This is a genomic window from Bowmanella yangjiangensis, from assembly GCF_017255015.1.
GTDB classification, from domain to species: domain Bacteria; phylum Pseudomonadota; class Gammaproteobacteria; order Enterobacterales; family Alteromonadaceae; genus Bowmanella; species Bowmanella yangjiangensis.
Window position 1 is genome coordinate 18732 of record NZ_JAFKCS010000008.1, and the last position, 25438, is coordinate 44169.

The 25438-nt window shown below is 51.1% G+C and carries 20 protein-coding genes; 13 read left to right on the forward strand and 7 right to left on the reverse strand.

Annotated features, from left to right (window positions below; translation table 11 throughout):
• Nucleotides 1–74: 74 nt before the first annotated feature.
• On the forward strand, nucleotides 75–2777 hold the full coding sequence (locus tag J0A65_RS10010; protein ID WP_206594041.1) for a protein kinase domain-containing protein: 2703 nt from the start codon (nucleotides 75–77) through the stop codon (nucleotides 2775–2777).
• A gap of 2 nt (nucleotides 2778–2779) precedes the next feature.
• Here J0A65_RS10010 and msrB read toward each other — a convergent pair whose 3' ends face one another.
• Nucleotides 2780–3220, reverse strand: a complete 441-nt coding sequence (gene msrB / locus J0A65_RS10015) for a peptide-methionine (R)-S-oxide reductase MsrB (protein WP_206594042.1) — start codon at nucleotides 3218–3220, stop codon at nucleotides 2780–2782.
• 141 nt (nucleotides 3221–3361) lie between these two features.
• Nucleotides 3362–6244 (reverse strand): FAD-binding and (Fe-S)-binding domain-containing protein, encoded by a 2883-nt coding sequence (locus J0A65_RS10020; protein WP_232849859.1) that lies wholly within the window; start codon nucleotides 6242–6244, stop codon nucleotides 3362–3364.
• A gap of 48 nt (nucleotides 6245–6292) precedes the next feature.
• On the opposite strand from J0A65_RS10020, the gene J0A65_RS10025 reads away from it, so the two are divergent.
• On the forward strand, nucleotides 6293–7150 hold the full coding sequence (locus tag J0A65_RS10025; protein WP_206594043.1) for a MurR/RpiR family transcriptional regulator: 858 nt from the start codon (nucleotides 6293–6295) through the stop codon (nucleotides 7148–7150).
• 51 nt (nucleotides 7151–7201) lie between these two features.
• On the opposite strand, the gene J0A65_RS10030 is transcribed toward J0A65_RS10025, so the two are convergent.
• The 4 genes from J0A65_RS10030 to J0A65_RS10045 are packed head-to-tail and all read right to left on the reverse strand — an operon-like array spanning nucleotide 7202 to nucleotide 11806.
• On the reverse strand, nucleotides 7202–8380 hold the full coding sequence (locus J0A65_RS10030; protein ID WP_206594044.1) for an exo-beta-N-acetylmuramidase NamZ family protein: 1179 nt from the start codon (nucleotides 8378–8380) through the stop codon (nucleotides 7202–7204).
• Nucleotides 8380–9333: an N-acetylmuramic acid 6-phosphate etherase gene (gene murQ / locus J0A65_RS10035; protein WP_206594045.1), complete on the reverse strand. Its 954-nt coding sequence runs from the start codon at nucleotides 9331–9333 to the stop codon at nucleotides 8380–8382. The genes J0A65_RS10030 and murQ overlap by 1 nt, the downstream gene beginning before the upstream one ends.
• Nucleotides 9334–10233, reverse strand: coding sequence for a glucosamine kinase nucleotide-binding domain-containing protein (locus tag J0A65_RS10040; protein ID WP_206594046.1), 900 nt, complete (start codon nucleotides 10231–10233; stop codon nucleotides 9334–9336).
• Between the two features lies 1 nt (nucleotide 10234).
• Nucleotides 10235–11806 (reverse strand): sodium:solute symporter, encoded by a 1572-nt coding sequence (locus J0A65_RS10045; protein ID WP_206594047.1) that lies wholly within the window; start codon nucleotides 11804–11806, stop codon nucleotides 10235–10237.
• A 195-nt stretch (nucleotides 11807–12001) separates the two neighbouring features.
• Between J0A65_RS10045 and J0A65_RS10050 the strand changes: the two genes are divergently transcribed.
• The 3 genes from J0A65_RS10050 (at nucleotide 12002) to J0A65_RS10060 (ending at nucleotide 15630) form a co-directional block, all read left to right on the forward strand.
• Nucleotides 12002–13888, forward strand: coding sequence for a glycoside hydrolase family 3 protein (locus tag J0A65_RS10050; RefSeq protein WP_232849860.1), 1887 nt, complete (start codon nucleotides 12002–12004; stop codon nucleotides 13886–13888).
• A 146-nt stretch (nucleotides 13889–14034) separates the two neighbouring features.
• Complete coding sequence (locus tag J0A65_RS10055; RefSeq protein ID WP_206594048.1) at nucleotides 14035–15228, forward strand: acyltransferase family protein; 1194 nt, start codon at nucleotides 14035–14037, stop codon at nucleotides 15226–15228.
• A gap of 15 nt (nucleotides 15229–15243) precedes the next feature.
• Nucleotides 15244–15630 (forward strand): hypothetical protein, encoded by a 387-nt coding sequence (locus tag J0A65_RS10060; protein WP_206594049.1) that lies wholly within the window; start codon nucleotides 15244–15246, stop codon nucleotides 15628–15630.
• 154 nt (nucleotides 15631–15784) lie between these two features.
• Here the strand turns inward: J0A65_RS10060 and J0A65_RS10065 are convergent, their stop codons facing one another.
• Nucleotides 15785–17365 (reverse strand): methyl-accepting chemotaxis protein, encoded by a 1581-nt coding sequence (locus J0A65_RS10065; protein WP_206594050.1) that lies wholly within the window; start codon nucleotides 17363–17365, stop codon nucleotides 15785–15787.
• A gap of 522 nt (nucleotides 17366–17887) precedes the next feature.
• Between J0A65_RS10065 and J0A65_RS10070 the strand changes: the two genes are divergently transcribed.
• The 8 genes from J0A65_RS10070 (at nucleotide 17888) to J0A65_RS10105 (ending at nucleotide 25299) form a co-directional block, all read left to right on the forward strand.
• Entirely contained in the window at nucleotides 17888–18688 is an 801-nt protein-coding gene (locus J0A65_RS10070) for a putative hydro-lyase (RefSeq protein ID WP_206594051.1), read from the forward strand.
• Nucleotides 18689–18695: 7 nt separating this feature from the next.
• Nucleotides 18696–19418 (forward strand): 5-oxoprolinase subunit PxpA, encoded by a 723-nt coding sequence (locus J0A65_RS10075; protein ID WP_206594052.1) that lies wholly within the window; start codon nucleotides 18696–18698, stop codon nucleotides 19416–19418.
• Between the two features lie 11 nt (nucleotides 19419–19429).
• Complete coding sequence (gene pxpB / locus J0A65_RS10080) at nucleotides 19430–20128, forward strand: 5-oxoprolinase subunit PxpB (RefSeq protein WP_232849861.1); 699 nt, start codon at nucleotides 19430–19432, stop codon at nucleotides 20126–20128.
• A complete protein-coding gene (locus J0A65_RS10085; protein ID WP_206594054.1) occupies nucleotides 20128–21072 on the forward strand; it encodes a 5-oxoprolinase subunit C family protein in 945 nt (314 codons plus the stop codon). The genes pxpB and J0A65_RS10085 overlap by 1 nt, the downstream gene beginning before the upstream one ends.
• Nucleotides 21065–21910, forward strand: coding sequence for a DUF4392 domain-containing protein (locus J0A65_RS10090; RefSeq protein WP_206594055.1), 846 nt, complete (start codon nucleotides 21065–21067; stop codon nucleotides 21908–21910). Before J0A65_RS10085 ends, J0A65_RS10090 begins: the two co-directional genes overlap by 8 nt.
• Nucleotides 21911–22071: 161 nt before the next feature.
• The gene (locus J0A65_RS10095; RefSeq protein WP_206594056.1) at nucleotides 22072–22977 is read left to right on the forward strand and encodes a LysR family transcriptional regulator; all 906 of its coding nucleotides are present in this window, start codon (nucleotides 22072–22074) and stop codon (nucleotides 22975–22977) included.
• Nucleotides 22978–23455: 478 nt separating this feature from the next.
• Nucleotides 23456–24502, forward strand: a complete 1047-nt coding sequence (locus J0A65_RS10100) for an acyltransferase (protein ID WP_206594057.1) — start codon at nucleotides 23456–23458, stop codon at nucleotides 24500–24502.
• 128 nt (nucleotides 24503–24630) lie between these two features.
• Nucleotides 24631–25299 (forward strand): type 2 periplasmic-binding domain-containing protein, encoded by a 669-nt coding sequence (locus J0A65_RS10105; RefSeq protein WP_206594058.1) that lies wholly within the window; start codon nucleotides 24631–24633, stop codon nucleotides 25297–25299.
• The last annotated feature ends 139 nt before the right edge of the window (nucleotides 25300–25438 follow it).

Consider the following 25438-nt stretch of genomic DNA (forward strand, 5'->3'; position numbering starts at 1 on the left):
TTTTCACGGCATAAAACTGTCTACTTTTTCAACTGTTTGGGTATAGTGTTTGAAAAATCTGTGGGAGTTTGGCCATGGTTACTTCAACTCAGGATATACGCTTTCGCTACAGTTTTGGCACAGCCTGCTTTGACAGCGCGGCCATGACCCTGGAGGTTGCCGGCCAAGCCGCAGAGCTGGAACCCAAACCGCTGGAACTGCTGGGGGTTTTGCTGACCCACAACAACGAGGTAATGACCAAGGAAGAGCTGTTAGAAAGGGTATGGCCAGGTCGGGTAACGGTTGAACATGTGCTGGCCAATGCTGTCGCCAAGCTTCGTAAGGCGCTGGGAAAGGACAACAGTGAGTATATCCAGACTCAGCCCAAAATAGGCTACCGGTTTGTCGGTGTGCTGCAGTGCGAAGCGATAAGCACAGGAACAACTACCCAGCTTGACCTGCATGTAGGGCAGAGCGTACCGCAACGCCGTCATTTTCACTTTCAAAGGCAACTGGCCGCTAACCGGCATAGTGAAGTCTGGTTAGCAGCTCACCACAAAACCCACGAACTTAGGGTGTACAAGTTCAGTCCCGACGGGGGAAATCTGAGTATCCTTAAACGTGAAATGACCCTAGCCCGTCTGTTACAGCAGAATTTGGGCGACAGACCCGATCTGTGCAGGTTGCTGGACTGGAACTTTGAGCAACCACCTTTTTTTCTGGAATATCAATACGGCGGGGAAGATCTCCTGCACTGGTCAGAGCAACATAACCGGCTGGCCAGTCTGTCATCCGAGCAGCGTTTAACCCTCGCCCTGCAACTGACCGATGCCTTAGCGGCAGCTCATCAAAGTGCCATATTACACAAGGACCTGAAACCCGCCAATATACTGGTGGCACCTGACAGCAAGGGCTTCTGGCAAATCAAGCTGACAGACTTTGGCGTCGGCAGCTTGCTAGATCCCCGCCAACTTGAAGCCCTGTCGATCACTGTGCATCCCGACCACAATGTCGGTCATCAAGACAGTAGTTCAGGTACCCCCCTGTATCTGGCACCGGAAGTGCTGCGCGGTGAAATGCCCACCATACAAAGCGATATCTATGCGCTTGGCGTATTGATTTATCAGCTACTCAGTGGCGATATACGTAAACCTCTGACCAGCAACTGGCAGGAGAACATTGACGATCCGCTATTATGTGAAGATATTGCGCTGGCCTGTCACAGTAATCCTCAGCAACGTATTCATTCAGCCGCCGCCCTGGCAGAACGTATGAGAAATCTGCGCCATCGGCATAATGAGCAGGCTATGCAGGAAAGGCAGCAACAGCTGATGGCGCAGAATCAGCAGAAACTGCAAAAGTTGCGTGCCGCACGTCCCTGGCTGCTGGCAACGCTAGTGGCATTAGTATTAGGCCTAACCAGCAGTTTAATCTTGTATCGTCAGGCTTGGCAGGCAGCCGAGCAGGCCAGATTGCAGACTGACAAAACCCAGGCTATCAGCGACTTTTTAACCGATTTGTTGAAAAATGCCGATCCGCACAATCCTGGCGGCAGCGGTAACGTGACAGTACGCCAGGCGCTGGACCGGGCCACCGATGCAATTCCTGTACATTTTAAAGACCAGCCGCTCCTGGCAATGCTTGTGCATCAAACCGCCGCCCACCTCTACACCAGTCTGGCCGATTATCATGCCGCTGCCAGACAGGGGCGTCGCCAGGTAGAATTATTGGCGCAACATCTGGCACCCGATGCCAGCGAGTTATTGCTGGCCCGTTATCAATTGGCTGAAATACTGGTCAATGCCTCAGAATATGACGAAGCGCGGCAACAACTCGAACTGGCCGATGCCAACAGCAAACAGCAACTGCAGCAAAATGCCAGCCTGGATTATCAAGCGTCCCGCGCACACGCCCGCTACCATTTGCTTAAAGCGCAAATTGAGGATGCCGCCAGTTGGTTGCAGCGCGCCCTGCTGCGCATCGACCCAGCCGATCCCATGCAACAAATTGCGGCCTTTCGGCTGAACATGGACCTTGCTCAGTGTTACAGCCGCCTGGGTCAGTACCAACAAGCCATCGACCTGTTGCTTGAATTGCATTCAAGCCGCTATCAAAAATTGAACATTAGTGATGCCAACCGCGCTAGCGCCAAACTCTATTTGGGCGCGGCTTATCTTTACAGCGGCCACTACTCAGAGGCAGAAAGCACTTTACAACAATCGATTGCTGAACTGATTGAAGTGTTCGGTTCAGCGTCACCCCAGGTGCTGGAAGCCAAAGGCTCGCTGGGTAACCTGTATGCTACTTCAGGACGCTGGGCCGAAGCCCTGCCACTGGTGAGAACAGTCAGAGACCAAACTTGCCGACTTCAGGGAGAGAACCACCTGAGCTGTATGATGCAAAGCGGCAATGAAGGGGTTATCTTGCTTGAACTTCAAGAACCGGCAGCGGCGGTGGCCAAGCTTGAACCGGCCATGCACGCCTTCGCCGAGCGTCTGGGACAGGACTCCCCTGGTGTACAGGTACTTGGCTATTACCTGGCCTGCGCGTATCTGGAACAAGCACAATATCAGTTGGCCGCACCGCTTATTCAGATACTCGACCCGGCCAGGCTGACTTCGGGTAGCCCTGGCGAAGGTTGGGATGCCCGGGTAGCAGGCCTGCATGCCAGATTACTGATAGGCCAGGGCCAGCAACAAGAAGGTAGGAAACAACTACTAACCGCCATAGGCAGGATGGAAGCGTTACAGATGCAGGAGTGGATCATTACCCCATTTAAACGCGCCTTACAGCCATAGATTCAGAGCTTCTTCAAGGCCACGGCATTAATACAGTAGCGCAGGCCACTGGGGGGTGGTCCATCTGGGAAGACATGACCAAGATGGGCATCACAGACATTGCATAAGGTTTCAATGCGCCGCATACCATGAGACTCATCCATGACATAGGCAACAGAATCAATGTTGGCGGGTTGAGTGAATGACGGCCAGCCGCTGTGACTATCAAACTTATGATCCGCATCGAACAACAAAGTATTGCAGCACGCACAGGTATAGCAGCCGGGTTCAAATCTGGCACACATGGCAGAGCTGAATGGTCTCTCCGTACCATGCTGGCGGGTCACCCTGAACACCTCTTCATCCAGCAATTCCTGCCACTCCTGCTCAGATTTTTGAATCTTGTGCGAGGGTTTAGGATTGCCCTGAATCGCGAAATTAATCACATCTGCCCAGTTCAACATGATGACTTTCCTTCTTGGCAGCCTGTTCGCCGCCGCTTACATGCCTGACTAACCTCAGTATGCATCAAGACAGCGGCACAAACACAAAACTTTCAAATCTCTGCGGGTGTCATCCATGACAACCCACTTTTAATTAGCAAGTTATGGTGTTTCCACCTGCCGCTCGCTGACTTTATCCAGCAGGTACAAAATGGATTGATAGGGAATGCCGCTATGCTGACTCAAACCTATTTCACAAGTGCGGCTATTAGATACGCCCTGATGACAACCGCTCGGAATTTGCTGTTTCAAGCCTTTAAGTGCACTGGCATTGAGCTCTGGGGTAAAAAAGCCTTTATCCCCGGCAAAACCACAACATTGAATATCTTTGGGGATCACCACGTCTTCGGCGCAGGCTCTGGCCAGCTCCACCAATTGCTGCTCAGCATGCAAGCGCTTGCTGGAACAGGTGACATGCAGCATCACAGGTTGCTGCTGTTTGCGGATGTGTAAGTTTGGCAGCACATACTGATGCAGGAACTGGGCGGTCTCCTGCACATTCAAACCGTCCTGACTAAACTGCAATGCGCAAGGCGAAGCATCAACGACTATGGGTAATTCCTGCTCTTTTGCCAGTTGTAACAGTGCCTCGGCACTTTGCTGACGCTTTTGCTTAGCGAGTGCTTGATGTCCTTTGCTGTCCCAAGGCATTCCGCAGCAAAGCTGTTGCAGATTATCCGGGATCAGCACCCTGTAGCCAGCTTTGGCCAGCACACTGGCCATTACCTCAGGTAAAGGTCGGCGATCCTCTGCGTGACTGTCAGCGTCAAACATACGATTGGCGCAGGTAGGAAAATACACTACCGCCCGGGCGTCAGGGTGTTGCGGGATATCGCTGCCTTTTGCTCCCCCCGGCCAAGCTGGATACCAGGTGGGTACCGCGCCTGCGGTCACTTTGTTCAGACCGCGGAATAAAGCCGCGGTGGCCGAATCGCCCAGCACATTATGGGTAACCTTGCTGGCGTTAAGTGCAAAACGCGCCACCACGCCCGCCGCAGCAAAATGCTCGGCTGCCATCCCCGCCAGCCATTTTCCTGTTGGCTGCTCGGCACGTAACGACTTAATAAAGTCGCCGGTGTTGATGCCAACCGGGCAGCGCATGGCGCACAAACCGGTGGCCGCGCAGGTATCAACGGCCAGATACTGATAAGCCTCTTTCAGTTGGGCTTTTTCGACACCTGTTAATGCACTGTCACCATCCTGGATCTGCCGGTGCAAGGCAATTCGCTGACGTGGTGTCAGGCTCAATTCTCGAGATGGGCAGACCGCTTCACAAAAACCGCACTCGATACATTTATCCAGCTCAGTATCCACCGACGGGATGGGCTTCAAGTCCTTCAAATGGGCGTTAACATCATGATTAATGATAACCCCCGGATTCAATACGCCAGATGGGTCGAACAAGGCCTTAATATCTTGCATCAATCGGTAAGCATCTTCGCCCCACTCTAACTTTACAAAGGGGGCCATATTGCGTCCGGTGCCATGTTCGGCTTTAAGTGAGCCACCAAACTCCACCGCAACCAGCTCACCTACCGCTTGCATAAACTCACCATAACGCTGCACTTCTGACGGCTGATTGAAGGATTGGGTGAAGACAAAATGCAGATTTCCTTCCAGCGCATGACCGAAAATAATGGCTTCCTGATAGTCAAAACGCACCAACAGGGCTTGAAGCTTCTCAACCCCTTCTGCTAACTGCGTTACCGGAAAGGCTACATCCTCGATAATCACCGTAGTGCCAGCCGGGCGCACCGCACCCACGGCCGGGAAGGTTCCCTTACGAATGGCCCACAGCGCCTGGTTGCGGGCAGGCTCCTGACTGAATGGCACTTGCGCGAGCATGGATGAGTCAAATCCCGCCAAAATGCCTGACACCGCTTGCAAATGAGCGGTGAGCATAGCTTCATCCTCACCAGCAACTTCAATCAACAGCGCCGCGGCGTTGTCTTTAAGCGCTACCATGCCAGCTGGCATGGCGGGTTTTTCAGCTACACTGCGTAGCGCTCTGGCATCCATCAGCTCCACCGCGCTAACCGGTGCCGATGCCATTAATTGCACGGCTTCACAGCAGGCGCGGATATCGGCGAAAACAAACAGGCCTGTGGCCCGAAACGCCTCATCAACCACTGTGTGATAGGTAATGTCAGCAATAAATCCCAGTGTCCCCTCAGAACCAATCATCAAGTGTTTGAGGATCTCTAGAGGTTGGTCAAAGTCCAGCAACGCATTAATGCCATAGCCCGTGGTATTTTTAAGTCGGTACTTGTGCCGGATCTTTTCACTCAGCACGGGATTGCTTTTTACTTTTTGCGCCAGTTCAGACAAACCATCAAGCAGCTGTGGGCGCTTAGCCACAAAGGCCTGCACGCTGGTGGAATCGGCAGTATCCAGGCGGCTACCATCGGCCAGCACCACATGAATATCAGCCACCGTGTGGTAACTGTTCTGCTTGACCCCACAACACATACCCGAGGCATTGTTGGCGGCAATCCCGCCAATTTTACAACTATCGATAGAGGCAGGATCCGGCCCTATCTTACGCCCTAGCGGCTTCAGCAGTTGGTTGGCATGCGCACCAATCACCCCAGGTTGCAGCCAGATTTTCTTACCCTCGTCCAACACTTTGGCTCCGCGCCAATGCTCAGACAGCAAAACCAATACCGAATCGGTTACCGCCTGGCCTGACAAGCTGGTGCCGGCGGCACGAAAGGTCAGAGCAACTTTGTGGGTATTGGCACAGGCAACCAAACGGGTCAGTTGCTCGAGCGTATCGATGTTCACCACCAGTTTGGGAATAAGCCGATAAAAACTGGCATCACCGGCATATGCCAGTCGTCGGGGCAAATCGGAATACATATTGGCCGCGGCCAAGAAGGTCTGTATTTCATCCACAAAACGTTGAAAGTCAGCCTTATTTACCGGGTCTTGCTGCATCATCTGTCCCATTTTGGTTTGCGAGTTGTGAAAATTATTCGTATTCATTTAATATGTGTCGAATAGCTTATTATTGACCTTTCAGAGTGGCGCTTCATGTCAACATTCATAAAAATCAAAGCCATGCGCGACAACCTCTCCACCAGTGAATTGGCCCTGGCGGACTATATCTTGTCCCATCCAGAGAGCATCCGCGACTTATCCTCGCAGAAGCTGGCTCAGCAGGCCGGCGTCAGTCAATCCAGTGTGGTGAAATTTACCCAAAAACTCGGCTATCGCGGCTATCCGGACTTTAAATTTGCCATTAACGACAGTTTGCGCTCCGCTCAGCAAAATGACACGCCCAGACTTCATGGACAGATATCCCTGGATGACACCTTTTCTGCTGTCGCAGAAAAATTACTCTCCAGCAAAGTTGCCGTGCTGACCAATACCAAAAGTGTCAATGAGCAATCCACCTACGAGCAAGCTCAGACCATGCTGCAAAAAGCCAATCGCATACTCATATGCGGCGTGGGCGGTTCAGCGTTAGTCGGCCGGGATTTGTCGTTTAAACTGCAAAAACTCGGTATGTCAGCCTTCGCGGAAAGCGATAACCATGTGCAAATGGCCAACGTTGCCAACTATACCAATAAGGATCTGCTGTTTGTTATCAGTGAATCGGGGGAAACCCGTGAAGAAGTTGCCGTCACTGAACTAGCCAAAAAACATGGTGTAACAATTGTCAGCCTCACCGGTTATGGCAACAACAGCATATCCAAACTAGCCGACGTCAAACTCTACACTGTGTCTGACGAAAACTCGGCGCGTTTATCTTCTATTCTCGCGCGTACGGCGCAAGAGTTTGTGATAGACACCTTGTTTATCCTGCTCACCCAGTCTTCCGCAAAGGGTCGGAAGCTACTCGAAGTTTCCAACCAGGCCATACGCGAGTTCCGCACCAGCGGCCGCTAAAGGGTTCAACAGGTATCCAGCCTGGATACCTGTTTGCCTATTCAAACAACCTCAGGGGTAGAGCAAATAGCCCTGACGCATTTTCATATACCGCTGCAAATCACTCTGCCACTGAGCGCGAATTTGCGCCTCGCTTAAGCCTTCGGCAAGGGCCAGGCGCAGTTTGTCAGTACCGGCCAGTTTGTCCATAAAGCTCGGACTGGTGAAAAAGGTCTCACCTGCCTTGGCAAATTTATGATGCCATTCAACCAGATAATTCAGGTTTAAGCCTTTGGCTTCAATACTACGTAAATCCATGCCCTGCACTGTGACATTTTCAAACTTGGGATGAGTAGACGCCCCCGGAATAGAACGAGGCGCAAAGCTGAATGGCTCGGCGGCACTCACAAACAAGCTGTCATGGCCAATCACTTGGAAGGGGAAATCTGTCCCTCTCCCTATGCTCACCGGCGTCGGTTCAAAAAAGCCCAGCGACGGATAGTGGCGGATTGACACATAGTTGGGCAGATTCGGACTGGGTCTGACAGGCAGCTCATAACGCATATCATGACGGTAACCCTGCATAGGGATAACGGTTAATGCCAGGGATTTATCCGTTTCCAGCCAACCTTCACCGACAATCATATGGGCCAGTTCACCCACGGTCAGACCATGCACCAAGGGGATCTCATGCATTCCCACAAAAGAACGAAATGCCGGCTCAAGCATAGGACCATCAACGTAATCACCGTTGGGGTTAGGTCTGTCTAACACCATAAAGGGCAGGCCTGCTTCAGCAGCCGCTTCCATCATGTAGTGCATGGAACTGATGTAGGTGTAGTAACGCACCCCAACATCTTGAATATCAAACAGAATGACATCCAAATCGGCTAAGGCTTCGGCTTCAGGTTTACGGGTTTTGCCATAAATGGAGTAAAGTGGAATACCGGTTTTTGCATCAATGGATGAGTCCACTTTGGCACCGGCATCATGGTCACCACGAAAGCCATGCTCTGGGGCAAAGATGCGCTGAACCTTTACCCCTTTTTCCAGCAACAGATCCACCAGGTGCTGCTCACCAACAACAGAGGTTTGGTTAACAATCAAACCGACCCGCTTACCGGCCAGTTTGGGTAAAAACAGTCCATCACGCTCAGCGCCCACCATAAAGTTATCGGTCGGCGCAGTGTTATGGCTGGAACAAGCCACCAAGCTCGTTGCCATCAACAAGGTAACCAGCCACTTAAACATCAGTTCTGACCTCTTGCAGACTCAACGGCTTTACGCAAAAAGCCCTGTTGTTTGTCCAAAAGCGCCTGGCCTTCTTCACGCTCCAAACCGGTCAGAACGTGTAAAATGGCTAGTTTCGCCTTAAAGCCCGTTTTCGCCAGAGCGTCACGCGCAGTTTCATGATCACAGTCAGTGGCTTGCATCACGATACGAATAGCGCGGGCATAAAGCTTCTGATTGCTGGCATTCACATCCACCATCAGATTTTCATAGCTCTTGCCGCTGCGGATCATGGCTGTGGTGGTCAGCATATTCAGTACCATTTTCTGCGCCGAGCCCGATTTCATCCGAGTTGAGCCGGTTAATGCCTCGGGGCCCACAGTGGCACAAATACCAATATCGGCTTCCTGGGTGACTGCCGAATTGGGGTTACAGGTGACACTGATCGCCGGTGCGCCGAGTTGCTTGGCGTATTGCAAAGCTGAAATCACATAAGGTGTACGACCACTGGCGGCAATACCTACCAACACATCGTTGCCGCTCAGGCCAACTTTCTGTAAATCCCTGATGGCCAGTTCAGGGTCATCTTCCGCCCCTTCCACCGCTTTGTACATAGCACCTTCACCACCAGCAATAATGCCAATGACCTGCTGATCCGAGACACTAAAAGTTGGCGGACATTCCACCGCATCTAACACCCCAAGACGACCACTGGTGCCGGCGCCAATGTAAATCAGTCGCCCGCCCTTAGCGAAGGACTCGACAATCTTATCTACTGCCTGGGCCACCAAAGGAATGGTTTGTCGAACCGCCAGCGCCACTTTCTGATCTTCTTGATTGATCTTGTCGAGGATCTCTTCGGTGCTTAGCAAATCTATGTCATAGGTTTCAGGGTTGCGTCCTTCAGAAACCATTTGATCCAATTGTTGTAGCAAAACGGATTCGTTTTTCAGCTTATCTTGGGTTGATGCCATCTATTTGGCTTCCTCATTGTTCAAAGTAACGTCGTCAGATTTCCGCGCCAGCAAGCAGGCGCCATCCAAGGCAGTCCCACGCGCACGAATTAAATTCATGTTTTTATCTGCAGCTAAGGCCATGATGGTTGGCTCGGCAAGCCCGCCGGTCAGTACCAGCGGCAAATCCTGGTCATGCTGGCGACTGGCCGCAATCAATCGCTGCACTTCCTGTAAATGCGCGGCAAAAAGCTGTCCTGCTACCGCACATTGGTCTTTCAGGCTAAGTACCATGGGTACCAAAGCCGCGTAATGGGTTGGGGTAGCGGCAGCCAGCCATTGCAAAATAGTCGGCTTATCCTGCCCCAGTTGAGACTTCAGCATTTTGCCCAGCTTGGATTCAGCATGACCACCGTGTAAATCAAGTTCCCATAGTAAGGAAGTTACCGCATTCACGCCCAAGCGAGCGCCACTGCCCTGATCGCCGACCAGCAGTCCCCAACCGCCAATTTGGCGCTCTCCGCCATGGTTATCCAGCACCATGGCCACCGATCCTGTTCCCAAGGCCACCACGACCACCGGCTCACCAAGGTTGGCGCCGTAGGCCGAGGTTCGCGCATCAGAACAGAGCGTTATATGCTTAAAATGCCCGGAAAACCCCGCCATGGCATCGGCGCAAAAACGTGGATTCCCGGCTCCGGCCAGACCGGCCAGAGCAATTATATCCTGGGTGCGGCAACCAGCCTGCTCGGCCAGCTCTTCGGCCAGGGAGAGAATGCGAGCTACCGATTGGGGTACACCCAGGCTCAGCGATGAGGCTTCCCCACGCGCTTCCCATTGTTTTCCACTGGCAAGATGCTCCAATCGTGCCAGAGTCTTACTACCACCGCCGTCTATACCTAAAATATACTGAGTCTGCATGTCAGCTTACCTGCGCTGGCGATTGCTGACTGCGGCCCGCCCAACAAACCGTAAAGGCAATAGCGGTACCGATGCACAACTGCCAGGTGAAACCAAGGTTAAACTGCCAGCTTTCAGGTAACAGCAGGCCTTGAATATAGGGTTGCATCGCCAGCGTAACCATAAAACCTGTTATCAAGGCTGCCAGTACCGAACGCGGGCTACCGCCTTTGGTAAACAGGGTGGTGAAGTAAACGCCCAGCAAGCCACTGTATGAGAAGACCATCACTGAGAGGGCAAAGGCGAGCAGCGGCATATCCGAATATTGTTGCCAGTAGAAACACAAAATAGCCATAGCCGACAGCGCCACCGCCGCGACCACCATGCCCATCTGGCCGGCCCAGACAAAGTGCGCTTCGCTATGCTCGCCGCGCTTTTCTTTCATGGGGCGATACAAATCCTGAACCAATACGGATGACATGGCATTCAGACCGGAGTTCAAAGTAGATAATGCAGCGGCAATCACGCCGACCGTTACTAATCCTCTGACCCCCACCGGAATTTCATTCAACACGTAATACATAAAGATAGTGATCTGCTCACCTTCGAAGCTTTGCACTATGGGCTGTCCGGCATCTGTCATCATCAAGTCAGGGCGCTGATAGAACACATACAGCAGCAAACCAATAATAATAAACAGCGCCATCACCGGGATAACCATCACCACCGACCAAATCAGGGCAGATGCCCCTTGCTTGGCATCTTTACAACTTAGCATGCGCTGCGTCATGTCCTGATCCAGACCAAAGGCGGCGATGTTAAGCAGCACAAAGCCGGTAATGGCCGACCAAACGGTAAAGACTCCGGTAGGGCCAAAGTCCAAACGCCAGTCAAACAAGGTCAGCTTTGACATTTCACGGTCTGCTGGATTCGCCAGTGCATCCATGATGGTTGACCAATCGGCCGGGATGCTGACCGCCAGAAAATAAATAACGAATAGCGCAGCCCCTACATAAACGGCACACTGAATCACATCACTGACGATAACGGATTTCAGGCCCCCCACAAAGGAATAAGCCAGCCCCACCAGCGTCAAAATAACAATAGCGCTGATAACACTGCCAGCCTGGATATCACCAAACAGAATCATGGCGACGGCTATGGCAGCCATGTACAATCTGGCGCCACTGGCAAACACGCGACCGAACAGGTACATAATACCGGCCTGACGCTTGGCCGATGCGCCAAAGCGCTGTTCAAGCAGTTCGTATACTGTGGTGACCCGCAATTGATAAAAACGCGGGATTAAGAATATCGCCACACCAAAAGCGGCAATAAAGGCGCCGATATTGGTGGCAAGATAACTAAAATCGTTGCGATATCCCTGATCCGGCCCCCCCAGAAAAGTGGCGGCCGACTGGGATGTAGCCAGCACAGAGATGGCAACCATCCATATGGGCATTTTATTTCCGCCAAGAAAATAGTCGGCGGTAGTAGCCGCCTTCTGTCTGCTGTAGTACCAGCCGGTAGTGGCCATCACAACAAAATAGGCGGCAAATACCAGCCAGTCCTGCCAGGCAAATTGGCTATGCATTCGAACCTCGCTTATCGCACTTAATCTGGAAATACCTTATAAGGATTTTCCATTGATGTAATTTTTTATACTGATATGATTTCATTCTAATGAATAATTAATTCCGAAAGCCAGTAAAAAATTATTCTTTTCACTGGTCTTGCCGTAAAGTTTGCTGTCGGCACCGGGAGTGATAAAGTTCCAACGGGAGTATCTATGTATCCAATCGGACGTCGCCTTAAGCGCGGCAAACTCATTTGTATTGTGGCGACTATCTTAACCATGACATCTTGTTCTCCAGTTTCTCAGCCTGCCGCTAAACTCAGCGATGCGCAACTTCGCGATGACTTGGCGCAGAAGATAATGATCGATCTGCGTTACTATTGTGAGCAAGCACCAGAAAAAGGCTTATGCCGCACCCCCATGACCGAACTACCTGACGACTTGGCCGGTCTGATTCGCGATACCGGTGTAGGTGGCGTTATTCTGTTTGCCGAGAATCTTACCGACGTGCCACAAATGGTCAGACTGAATCGCGCCATGCAATTGGCCGCCAGCCAGTCAAAAAGCCAGCAACCTTTGTTTATCAGCCTGGATCAGGAAGGCGGGCGGGTTGCCCGGGTGCCGCGTCATTTAGGCACTGCCTTTGCCGGTAACATGGCCATCGGCGCTACATATCAGAAACACGGTCTGGAGTATGCCAAAGCGACCGGCACAGTGTTAGGTAAAGAGCTAAAATCCCTGGGTTTTAATGTAAACCATGCACCTACAGTGGACGTCAACGTCAATCCAGACAACCCGGTCATCAATGTGCGCTCTTTTGGTGAAGATGCTTCGCTGGTTGCTAAGTTGGGCATTGCTCAGATGCAAGCCATGCAGGAACAAGGGGTAATTGGCACACTGAAACACTTCCCCGGACACGGTGATACCGCTGTGGACAGTCACACCGGCCTGCCTCTGGTGGAACATGACCGTGCCACCATAGACAAAGTTGATCTGTTGCCGTTCCGTCGCGCCATAGAGCAAGGTCTGGTGGAAACCATCATGACAGCGCATATCCAGTACCCTGCCCTGGATGATTCCAAGCTAGTCAGCAAAACCGGTGAACTAATATTACGCCCGGCTACCTTGTCTCGGGCCATTCTGACAGACCTGCTGCGTGGTGAATTGGGTTTTAAAGGGCTAATTGTGACGGATGCCATGGACATGGCCGGCATTTCGCATTTCTTTGAACCCACCCAGGCGGTGATAGAAACCTTTAAGGCCGGTACCGATATGGTTCTGATGCCGGTGCGTTTGCACAGCAAGGAAGAGCTGAAGCAGTTGCCAGAATTAATCGAGGCATTGATGGCCGCCATCAAGTCTGGCGAATTATCGGCCGAGGAAGTACATGCCTCTGCTGAGCGAATCAGAGCCAGCAAAGCCCGTTATGTGAAACTGGACCAAGCAAGCGAAGCCGACGCGATTGCCAAAGCCGAAGCTGTAGTGGGTGCAGATGAGCACAAGGCTCTTGAACAAGCACTGAGTGACGATGCACTCACACTGATTCGTGGCACTCAGGATTCAGTGGTTAACAAGATCCAATCGCTGCATCTGGTTATGCCTGACCGAAGCAAATGTTTGGCCATGCAACAGGCCCTGCGCCGCAATTTGCCTTCGTTATCTTCCAGCTGTGCCAGCCTGCAAGGCTTCGACGCCGAGCTAAATCAGTCGCAAATGGCAGATGCCGATTTGCTGCTGATAGCCAGTATCACACCTGCCCAAAGTGCAGTAGAGCGTGGCGGCATGGAAGACATGAGCCTGGTAAAAGCCGATGCCTTGGATCACCAGGCCCAGCAGGCGTTAATTCCGGCCCTGATCAAACAGGCGAAAAGCCAGAACAAAGCCGTTGCCTTTGTCAGCCTGCGCACCCCCTATGAAACGGCTCGCCTGGCTAAGGACGCCGATTTGGTATTGGCTACTTATGCTTACAACAGCTATGTGATCCCCGGTACAGAGGCTGAGCCACAGATCTATGGTCCAGCATTTGAGACTTTGGCTCGCTTCCTGTCCGGAAAAATAACCGCCACCGGCCACTTACCAGTGTCGGTGAAGCAAGACTGAGCCTCCATCTTATGTGTAGATTAACCGGGCTAACTGGGATACCTCCTATCCTGTTGGCCCGGTTTTACATTCAGGTCAATAATATCTGACCTTTACTGAGCCGACCTTCAGGTTGCCGGAATACAGAATAATAATGAGGATCTTCCATGCTAAGTCGCTACGCTAACGGCATTCTGCAGGGCCTGCCGCCTAATCGTTTACTGGCTATTGATGCCTTTCGTGGTTTAACCATAGTGGCCATGATTCTGGTCAACAATCCCGGCAGTTGGAGTTACGTATATGCGCCCCTGCTACATGCGCAGTGGCATGGCTGGACACCCACAGATCTGATCTTCCCGTTTTTTGTGTTTATTGTTGGCTTGTCAATCAAAATTGCCATTGACCGCCAACTGGCCGCCGGCCATGCCCGCGCTCCTATCATCAAGCATGCTTTTATTCGCATGACTAAGTTGGTTTTACTGGGTTGGTTCCTCGCCTTGTTTTTCTACAATTTCCGCGACCCATCCTTCAGTTGGATAAACGATCGTTTGCTCTCCATGCGCATACCCGGCGTATTACAGCGGCTTGGTCTGGTGTATTTCTTCACCGTCCTGATAGTGCTGTATTGGCGCACCGCAGGACGCGCCATCTGGGCCCTGCTGCTGGCCTTTGGTTACTGGGCGATGCTGGCGTTTGTGCCATACAGTGACACAGCCGGAAACCAATATCAGGGGCTGTATGACTACGGCAACAATCTGGCGTCATGGCTGGATCAGTGGCTATTGGGTGCTGCTCATGTGTACGACAAGAAAGCCGCACCTTTTGTCATGGATCCTGAAGGTATACTCAGTACCTTGCCTGCAATTGCAGGCTGCCTGACAGGCGTGTTAGCCGGGCAGTTTTTGATGAACGACAAAATCGCCTTACTAAAACGCATAAGCGGATTACTGGTTGTAGGTTTAGCTTCAGTGCTAGTTGCCGAAGTCTGGGATAGTCTGCTACCTATCAACAAAGCCCTTTGGACTCCCAGTTTTGTCTTACTGTCTTCAGGTTTTGCCTGTTTAACCCTGGGCTTATGTTTGTGGCTTATCGATCACAAAGGAATAAAGGCATGGACCGCACCTTTTGTCGTATTCGGCGCAAATGCCATTGCGTTTTATATGTTTGCTGCCATCGTTGCCAGAGTGTTGCTGATGTTAAGCGTGGGTGACACCAGTCTTAAGGGGTGGCTATACACACAAGTATTTCAGCCCCTGTTTGGTAACTACAACGGTTCATTAGCCTTTGCGCTGTGTTTCCTGGCGCTGTCTTATACAGTAATGCATTGGATGTACAAGCGAGGCTGGTTCTGGAAAGTCTGATACAGAGGATGTGTTATGCAGCAAGACCATCAAAAAATTGCCCAGGCACTTAAACGTTTCCTATTCACCGTGCTGGCAATCTCAAGTGCGTCTCTATCACTAATGATTGCCTGCATGTGGCTGTTCGGTCAGGATCGCGACCGCCGCTTCTCAGATAATCAGTTTATTGCCTCTGATGGACATTTTAATAACGCTTTGTATCAAGGACGTTGTGAAGAACTTATAGAGCCACTACAACAATCATCTGCCATACAAAACGACGATAGCTTGCCACGGCAGTTGGATGATGAATTATTTATCAACCGCAACCAAAGCACTATCGCCTCCCAGTACTACTGGAAAAATGGTTTCAGTATTGAGGCGACGTCGTCGGGCATGGTTGCCCGACTTGAGATAAAGTAGCCAAACTAACAAGCTCCCGCCAAGACTGAAAGCGAGGGGCAGGATAAGCTGATAACAGAGCGTCCAAACTCGTCAGGCTTGAATGGCACGTCCAGCCCGCAAAATAGCGGCAATAGTGAACTCCGATATTACCTACAGAGACATAAGATAATTTTTACTTTCCAATAGTTCCTACACTGAAACGCCGGATAATTTCGCGCACCGATGTAACGGTTTTCATCAATCTTTCACTGGCATTGAGTGAATTCTCGGCCGACTCGCGAGTTAACCTGGCACTGTCAGCAATTCCAACCACCTGCTGATTGATATGCTCAGCAACAGAACTTTGTTCTTCCACCGCTGCCGACATTTCATCTGTCAGTTCAGTGATCCTGCCAACAGCTTCGCTGATCCCGTCAAGTGCATCCCTGGTCTGATCAACGATTTCCACCCCTTTGGCTGCCGCGGCTTCTCCTTTACCTGAAACAGTCACAGCATTCTCAGCCCGTTTACTCAACACCGAGACAATACCATGAATTTTGTCTGTGGATTCCCGGGTTTTCATCGCCAGAGAGCGAACCTCGTCCGCCACAACACTAAATCCTCTGCCCTGTTCACCGGCCCTGGCCGCTTCAATGGCTGCATTCAGCGCCAACAAATTGGTTTGCTCAGCAATTGTTGAAATAAGGCTGGCCGCTTGACCAATCTCACTGCTGGATTCGGCTAATTCACGCACAGTCTTGGCAATATCACTGACGGAACCGCTAAGTTCATCTATTGCACGTTTTGCATCATTGGCCAGTTTGCCGCCGTCACGCACATTTTGTAGCGCTTGCCTGGCATTTTCTGCATTAGCCTGAACATTGGCTGATACCTCTTGGATAGCGGTGGACATCTGAGTGATCGCCGAGGCAATTTGTTGGGTAGACTGATTCTGCGCATCACTCGATTTGGCTGCAGCATCTGACTCGCTATGCGTCTGATGCGCAATACCTTCAAGAACACCTGCGGCATCGGCAATTCTGGTTAAGGCTGTGCGGGTTCTGGCCAGTTCCGAGCCAAATGCCATTTTAGCCTGAGCTTGCAGCCCCACATCGTTGAAGTAGGTTTCTGCCACAAACGGATCTGAAAATGAATCTGGACTGATATCCAGCAGCGACTGCCAATCTCGCCTGCCGGCATTCCTATTCCACCAAGCAGCAACGCAGGTCAATGCCAATACCACCAATCCTGCCTGCCAATCGGCCATCACCCAAACAACTGCGCTGGCTATGATGCCGGGCAGAACACTCGGCATCATAGCCGCCCCGCGAGCCAGAATCTTGTCCCAGGCAGGGCGCGGTGGTTTCCCTTGCCTAATCCGGTGATACATGGCTTCTGCCCGTGCCTTTTCACTGGACGTGGCAGAAATGCGTACTGATTCATATCCCACCAGTTGGTCGCCATCAAAAATGGGGGTAACAAAAGCACTTACCCAGTAGTGATCACCATTTTTACGTCTGTTCTTGACCAATCCCATCCAGATCCGTCCCGCAGAAATAGTTGCCCACATGGCCTTAAACACATCGGCAGGCATATCCGGATGCCGAACGATATTGTGTGGCTTGCCAATTAACTCTTCACGGGTGAAACCACTCACTTCGACAAAAGCATCATTGCAATGCTGTATGATACCGCGGTGGTCAGTGCCAGAAATGAGGCGATACTCGGCAGGAATCGCGTAGTCTCTCTGGGTAACAGGCTGATTGTCCCTCATACTATCTCCTAAAGGTATCCAGGATTTGTGTTGGTGTACTGATAACCAATTAGTCTACATTTGAAATTCATTCAACTAATGATTTCAGCCTAATAGTATGAGAGATAAAGAAAAAAGGGCGGCAGCGCGAAGATTCGAACAAGCCGCCCCGAGAGGGCAAGGGGGCGGAATCAACTGAGCATCCAGCCCGGTTGAACCGCTTATCAAAACAACAACATGACAAGAATAATTAAACATAAAAATATTGCAAGTTTATGAAATATTTTATTCCTAATTGTTTTTTTACCGGTACGCATGAAAACTCATCAAAAGCCAGTGAGGTTGCTGTCAGAGGCAATGCTAGTCAATTGAAACAACATAACCTGGAGGCCCCAATCCTCCTTCCCCCATGCATGGGGGTTATGCGACGAGCAAAAACAAGCAATGGTCACAAGGCAGGAAAGCGTCAGAATTGAGGTATATTGCCGCCAGTCGCGGTCAGGCCCATAATTTGGTCGTCCATTTTTCAATCAGGAGTATGTATTGTCTGCTCAACTCAAAGCCACGCTAAATCCCTATCAGCTGCGCCAGGAAATTCGTCAGGGCCTGCATCAGGGCAATACATCTGGGCTGGCTGCCGGGTATGTACAATGCAACCTGGCGATTTTACCGGCCGATTATGCCAATGAGTTTCTGCGCTTTTGTCAGTTAAACCCCAAGCCATGCCCGCTGATAGGCATGGCAGACAAGCCTGGGGATTTTATGCTGCCGCAGGTTGGCCAGGATGTGGATATCCGTACCGATGTACCTGCCTATGAAATTTTTGAGCACGGGGAGCACAAAGCGCGGGTTCACGATCTTCTCGACTTTTGGCGCGATGACCTGGTGACATTTATGCTCGGCTGCTCTTTTTCCTTTGAAGAGCCCTTACTGGCTGACGGCCTGGAAATTCGCAACATTACTGAAAAAGTAAACGTGCCCATGTACCGCACCAATATTGCCTGCCAACCAGCCGGGCGCTTCGGAGGCAACATGGTGGTCAGTATGCGGCCGATGAAAGCAGCCGATGCCATCCGTGCTATCCAGATCTGTAGTCGCTTTCCTGCTGTACATGGTGCGCCTGTTCATTTGGGTGACCCGGCCCAAATCGGCATTGCGGATATCAACAAGCCGGATTTTGGCGATGCAGTCAGTATTAAAGAGGGTGAAATGCCGGTCTTCTGGGCATGCGGCGTGACACCACAAATGGCCATTCGCCATGCCAAACCGCCATTTTGCATTACTCATAGCCCTGGCTGCATGCTGGTTACAGACCTGCTTAACAGCCGACTATCTATCCTGTAGGTGACGTATGCTGCTGAATTGCGATCTAGGTGAAAGTTTCGGCAACTGGAAAATGGGTCTGGATGACCAGGTGATGCCCTTCATCGATCAGGCCAATATCGCCTGTGGTTTCCATGCTGGTGACCCGGATGTGATGCATCGCACCCTGCTGTTAGCGAAACAAAATCAAGTCAGCATAGGTGCACATCCCGCTTATCTGGATCTACAGGGTTTTGGGCGCCGTTCTATGCAACTCACCCGTCAGGAAATCATCAACCTGTTGCATTACCAAATTGGCGCACTCAGTGCCATGGCCACAGTACATGGCATGCAACTGAGTTATGTAAAACCTCACGGCGCCTTGTACAACGACATGATGGCCAAGCCCGCAGTATTTGAAGCAGTAGTTGAGGCTATTGACAGCTTCCCGCACAAACTGAAGTTGATGATTCTTGCTACTGCAGAGTCCGATCAATATCAAAAGGCGGCTGGACAAGTACCGCTGTTGTTTGAGGCATTTGCTGACCGACGTTATCAGGACAACGGCCATCTCACCCCTCGCAGTCAGCCGGATGCTGTATTGGATACCGAGCAAACCCTGCAGCAAGTGAAATTGCTGGCAGCGGAAGGCACAGTGATCACCCAAAGCGGCCGTAAGCTGGCATTAAATCCTGATACGTTATGTGTGCATGGTGATAATCCCCATGCTCTGGCCATGGTCAGACAGATCCGGGATCTGTTGCCACGATGAGCCAGTATCCGATGATCCAGACAGCGGGCGAGAACTGCCTGATACTCTATGTGGCAGAGCAGTCCGGGCCCGACGTAGCAAACCAGATTGCAGCCTTACTGCCTGGCTTAAGAACGGTGTTTGGTCGTTACCTGGTGGACGTTACGCCCTCTTACAACTCCATATTGATCCAATATGACTGCCTGCAGATTGATCATTTTCAGGCCAGGGCCCTGCTTCAAAAAGTACTCAGCCTGCCACAGCAAAGCAGCAGTCTGGCCGGTAAGCTGGTTGAATTGCCGGTTTACTACAGTGAGCAAAGCGGCCCTGACTTATCAGCACTGGCACAGCGCGCTGGTTTGTCCGTTCAGGACGTAATCGACATCCATCAAGGGCAGGAATATCGGGTCTATGCCATAGGCTTTGCACCAGGTTTTGCTTATCTGGGTGAAGTGGATGCACGTATCGCTGCACCACGTTTAGCCACGCCCCGCAAGAAAGTTCCTAAAGGCGCGGTAGCCATAGCTGATCGTCAGACTGCGGTGTATCCGGCCATGTCGCCTGGCGGCTGGAATCTGGTAGGTTTATGCCCAACGCCCATGTTCAATCCGCTTAGCGAGCCCCATATGCCAGTGCAAGTGGGTGACAGAGTGCGCTTTGTGGCGATCAGTCAGGATGAGTTTGTTGGACTGGGTGGCGATCTTTCACAGCTGGCAGGAGGCATTAGCTGATGTTTAGGGTACTGAAGCCGGGCATGATGAGCCTGCTCACCGACGCTGGTCGCTTTGGCCAGGCTGGCCTGGGTCTGACCCAGGGTGGACCGGTGGATCCTTTTGCTTTTGGTATGGCAAATATTCTGGCGGGTAATACTGCGCAATGCACGGCATTGGAAGTCACCATGGGTGGCTTAAAGCTTGAAGCGCGTCAGGATGCACTTATCTGCGTCACAGGCGCACCGCTTGAACTAACAGTCGATGAACAGCCGCAACCGCTATGGCAGAGCATCAAGATCAAAGCCGGTAGCCACATAGAACTTGGTATGCAAACAGCCGGACTGCGCACTTACCTGGCGGTTCATGGCGGCTTTGACATCCGCCCCGCCTTTGGCAGTAGCAGCACCGTTGTGCGTGAAGGCATTGGTGGATTGAAGGGCGGTAAACTGAATGCAGGTGATGAATTGCCTATTGGCGAAGCGGTTGAACAGGCTGTGCGCAAAAAACTGCCAGAATCTGCTATTCCCCAATACCAGCACAACATCACAGTAAGTTTGATTCCCGCTTACCAATATGCGGCGTTTTCTGCCACCAGCCGGGCGGTGTTTTTTAGCAGTACCTACCAGGTCAGTAACCAAGCCGACCGTATGGGCTATCGTCTGCAAGGGCCTAGTGTTGCCAGCAATACCACTAGCATGCTGTCAGAAGGCATTGCTTTGGGTGCTGTACAGGTTCCTGCTGACGGGCAACCCATAGTATTACTCAATGACCGCCAAACCATCGGCGGCTATCCAAAACTGGGTTCTGTACTGTCCCTAGACTGCGCCAGATTGGGCCAGTGTCGCCCCGGAGCAAATATCCAATTTGAACTTATCAGCCTGGAGCAGGCGCATAATCAACTTATGCTTCACCATGCCCGCCAACAACGCTTGCTGACACACCTGGAAGAACTTGATGAGTGACGCTCTACTTCACCTTAGCCGTCAGATAGAAGATCTGCTGGTTGCGCGCAATATCCGTGGAATGCAGAGCCTCCAGGCTGCATTGTCGCCAGGCTACTTGTTGCGTGCCGCAACTTTGCTAAACGATAATCCGGGCACCGTATTAATAGGTACAGGTTTTCCGGTCACTGACACCTTTGAAACAGACGGCCCGGTTGGCGCTGTTGCACTGTACAACGCCCTGTTAACCCTCGGCTACAAGCCTGTACTGGTATGCGGCGAGCCGCTGTTTAGCGCTTTATCCAGCGACTATCAGTGCATTCGGATTCGAGACAATGAGCTCCCGGAAGCTCGCCGTGAGACCCGTCAGCTTCTGGAGCAATATGCCCCTAGTCTGGTGATATCCATTGAACGTCCGGGTCTTAGTGCAGACGGACGTTATTACAACATGCGCAGCGAAGATATCAGTGACCGCTGTGCCTGCTATGACTATTTTCTGATTGATTCCCAGTGCCCAACTATCGCTATCGGGGACGGTGGCAACGAGATAGGTATGGGGAAAGTACTGGACGCGGTGAAATCACTCAACATAGTTCCGGCAGTGACCAGTTGCGATGAACTGGTGGTGGCCGATGTATCAAACTGGGCTGCCTACGGTATTCTTGCCTTGTTGGGTAAACTTCGCGGTGTGGATTTACTGGAAGGCATACAGCCAGAGCAAATTCTCACTTATCTGTCGAAGCGTGGCAGTGTTGATGGGGTTACCAGAGAAAATACCTTAACCGAAGATAGTTTGTGCTTCAGCGCAGGTGTTGAATTGATTGAACAGATCCGCGACGTCTGGCGGTCAGCCCCCTAACGCCTCTGCAGGCCACGTAATTCGCGGCCTTTTTTGTTCAGACCATCGAGAATATCTTTCGCTTACTGCCAACAAACAATAAAGTATTACTTATTCGACAACGAATAATAATCGATTATTTTTACCTGCCAGGGGTAAAGTCAGCTAAGGAGTAGGGACTTATGGCACTTTCGTTGGAGCAGTTGGAAGCATTTATGGCTGCCGTTGAAACCGGCAGTTTTTCTGCCGCCGCCCGCAAGTTGGGTAAAGCGCAGTCATCTGTCAGTGGCTTAATCAGTAATCTGGAGTCTGACACCGGTTTACCTTTGTTTGATCGCAGCACCCGTGAACCCCGCTTAACCCGCCAAGGCCAAGCGCTGTTGGAAGACATCAAGTCTGTACTAAAGAGCCACAATCATCTTCGTTACCGGGTCAGCAACCTCGCTGACAAAGTTGAGCTGGAAATTGGCCTGGCCTATGACAACCAATTGATTAACGACCAGCAGATAAAGCAGTTGCTAAATGACTTTGAACAACAATTCCCCAGCACTTCGTTGCGATTACTGCATGCTGCCCAACACGGCGCCTATAGGTTGCTTGATGAGCACAAAGTGGATCTCGCCATTGGCCTCAGACATCCCGACAGTGCAGCGCGTTTCGGCGTGACAAGCATTGGACAGGTGCAATTTGCCAAAGTGGCCAGTGCCGATCACCCACTTGTTGAGCTAAAGGAATTAAGTGATCAGGATCTGCAGCAACATCGGCAGTTAAAGTTTGTTGATACACAAGCGCACAGCGAGAGTATCCGCCCAGGTGGAAGCAATGCGTGGTACTGCAACGCACCTGAGACCCTGCTATCTATGCTGAGGATGGGTCTTGGCTGGGCAGACCTGCCCTTGCCATGGGTAGAAAAAGAGCTGCAAAGCGGGCAAGTAGTGCACCTGCACAGCCACCATCAGGCCACATCCTTTCCACAATCACTGGACATTATGTGGCGACGAGAAGGCGAAGCTGGCAAATGTCAGCAATGGCTGCGTAACCGGCTTGAGCTGCAGCTAACGCAAAGTTATCAGCCACAGCCCTGCTAGCCCAGCGGCATTGCCTGCTGATTCAGAGGTTAACAACCAGGGGTTGTTGACCTAATAACACCAATCCAATGCCAGACTGATATGCCCCGTATGTCAGTCTATAGCAACGCGCTGGTGCGCGCATTTAGGTCATCACGGCACGGGCTCTGACAATCCGCCGTTGCCAATAAAGACAGGGCCAGAACGCTGACAATAGGGTTGAGTCGGTGTGCTTTATGATTCCATTGATGCATGGTCTTCTCTCAAGTTTTACGGATTATTGGCGAACGCTGTTATTCGCCGACCTGGTTAAAACGAACCAAACAAGCAATTTGGGAATAGAATGAAAAAATTACGTTAAAAATATGCTGACTAGCGCGTGCTGATGATGTCCAATTCGCCCCTTATGTGTGAGGCACCATAGAGATAATGAAAGGCTTCTGGCAGAATAACCGAGGATTACCCCACAGACTCAACGGACTGAATCACTAAACAGACCATGCAAGACAACCAGTATTCCCTTTCTGCTGACCAAATCCGGGTAGTTGCTACCATTGCGGTAATTGTCTTGCATGTCAGTGCCAGTGGCGTCAGTCGTTTACCTTTGGATAGCGGAGCCTGGTGGCTGGCGAACTTGCTCGATTCATTCAGTCGAGTGTCCATTCCACTGTTTGTGATGCTTTCGGGAGCCCTGCTACTGCATCCTCCCCTTGATTCAGTCGCCAATTTCTATCGTAAGCGGGTTGCCCGTATTGCTGTGCCATTGCTCTTGTGGTCTTTGTTCTACAGTGGCTGGACACTGCTTAAAGGCGAGGTAAAACACCAACCTGTGCCGCCTTCACAGCTGTTGGATAATCTGCTGGGCGGTATGCCCTACTTTCACCTCTGGTATTTATTTATGCTGGTTGGCTTATACGCCGCCACGCCGCTGATTCGCTGGTTGATGATGTTGCTAAAAGCCGCTTATGCGCCTTCCCCGAGTTTTTATCTCGCTACGGCCGTAGTCGCGTCAACCCTCTACACTTTTGGCTTCCAATGGTTTGGTGACGGCTGGCCCTGGCCATTGTGGTTTGTCGGCTATATTCCATTGTTTATGCTGGGTGCCGCCATGTGGGGACGCCCCAGTAATCAGGGGCGTTTGGCGTTGCTGGCCGCTTTTGTGCTGATGGTAGTAATCATTGCCCGTCTGGCACATATTCAACTTAGCGAATACCCTGCATTGGGCGCCATCTATAGCTATCAGTATTTGAGTTTGCCGGTGCTGGCAGCCAGTGTATGCGCCTGGTATCTATTTAAACGACCTCATCAAAAGCTCGCCGCATACACTCGCTTTTTAGCCCCTTATTGCTTTGGGATTTATCTGGTGCATCCCATCTTCCTCGATATCAGTCAGATGCTGCTGGCTAAACTTATGTTCGATGATATCGCTAAGATGCTAGTACAGCTTCCTTTGGTATTCGGTTTGTCATTGCTTACTTGTATGACTTATCGCCATACTAGCTCAAAATACCTGAAAGCCTCTCTGACTGCCCAGACTCCCCACTAATAGCCGGGTCAGACAGACCTTTCATAAACAAATTGTATTGATTGCCTTTAAAGTCGAATAGCCGCTTCATCCTTGGCTATGCTATACAAGACTCTCATCGAAATTATGCCGTGGATTAGCCTGCAATCATGAAATATGCCTTACAGCACCTGTTTTTCCTCTTGTTGCTAACCACTTCCTGGCAGCTCCGGGCACAGTATCAGTCCATTGAAGTACTGGCAGTAGAATATCCCCCCTTTACGACCATTACTCATCCTTATGGTGGCTTGGCGTTTGAATTATTGGAATCGGCCATCCCACAGCGACAATGGAAACCACTCTTTGTGCCTCCCAAACGGGCCTATGCAAGTATCGACAGCGGCCATTGGTGCGCTAGCTTTTATCCGGCCAATAAGACCTCGGACTATTTCACTGTCGAGTTGTCCCAGCAGCCGATTAAAATCAGATTGGTCAGGCTGTCACAAACATCCTCATTCGGCTGGAAGCAACTAAGCGAATTAGCGGGAAAAAGCGTAGCTTTGCTACGCACAGGAGAAAGCTCAGAGTTTGTTCAGCAATTCGAAGATGCAGAAGTACGAATCGTGTATGTTGAATCCGTACAAGCTGGCTTACAGATGGTTCTGCTAAACAGAGTGTATATGGCGATGCTGGACGACATCAGCTTTGCCGGGCTGGAACGCGATAACAAAGCCAAACTGCAAATGTCAGAAAATACTTTGCTGGAAACCCCAATTACACTGTTCGTTAATAAAGCCTGCTTAGATGATTTGCCTAAAATAACCACTAGTAAAAAGTGAAAACTCAAAAAAGCACATTCACTTTTACCTATAGCAATACTCACAAGTATTTTTTATAGCCATCCTGACTTTGCTGCCACTAGCATGCAGCAACACACTACTTGAATATATTCAGCAACGGGAGGTCTGTGGTTAATAA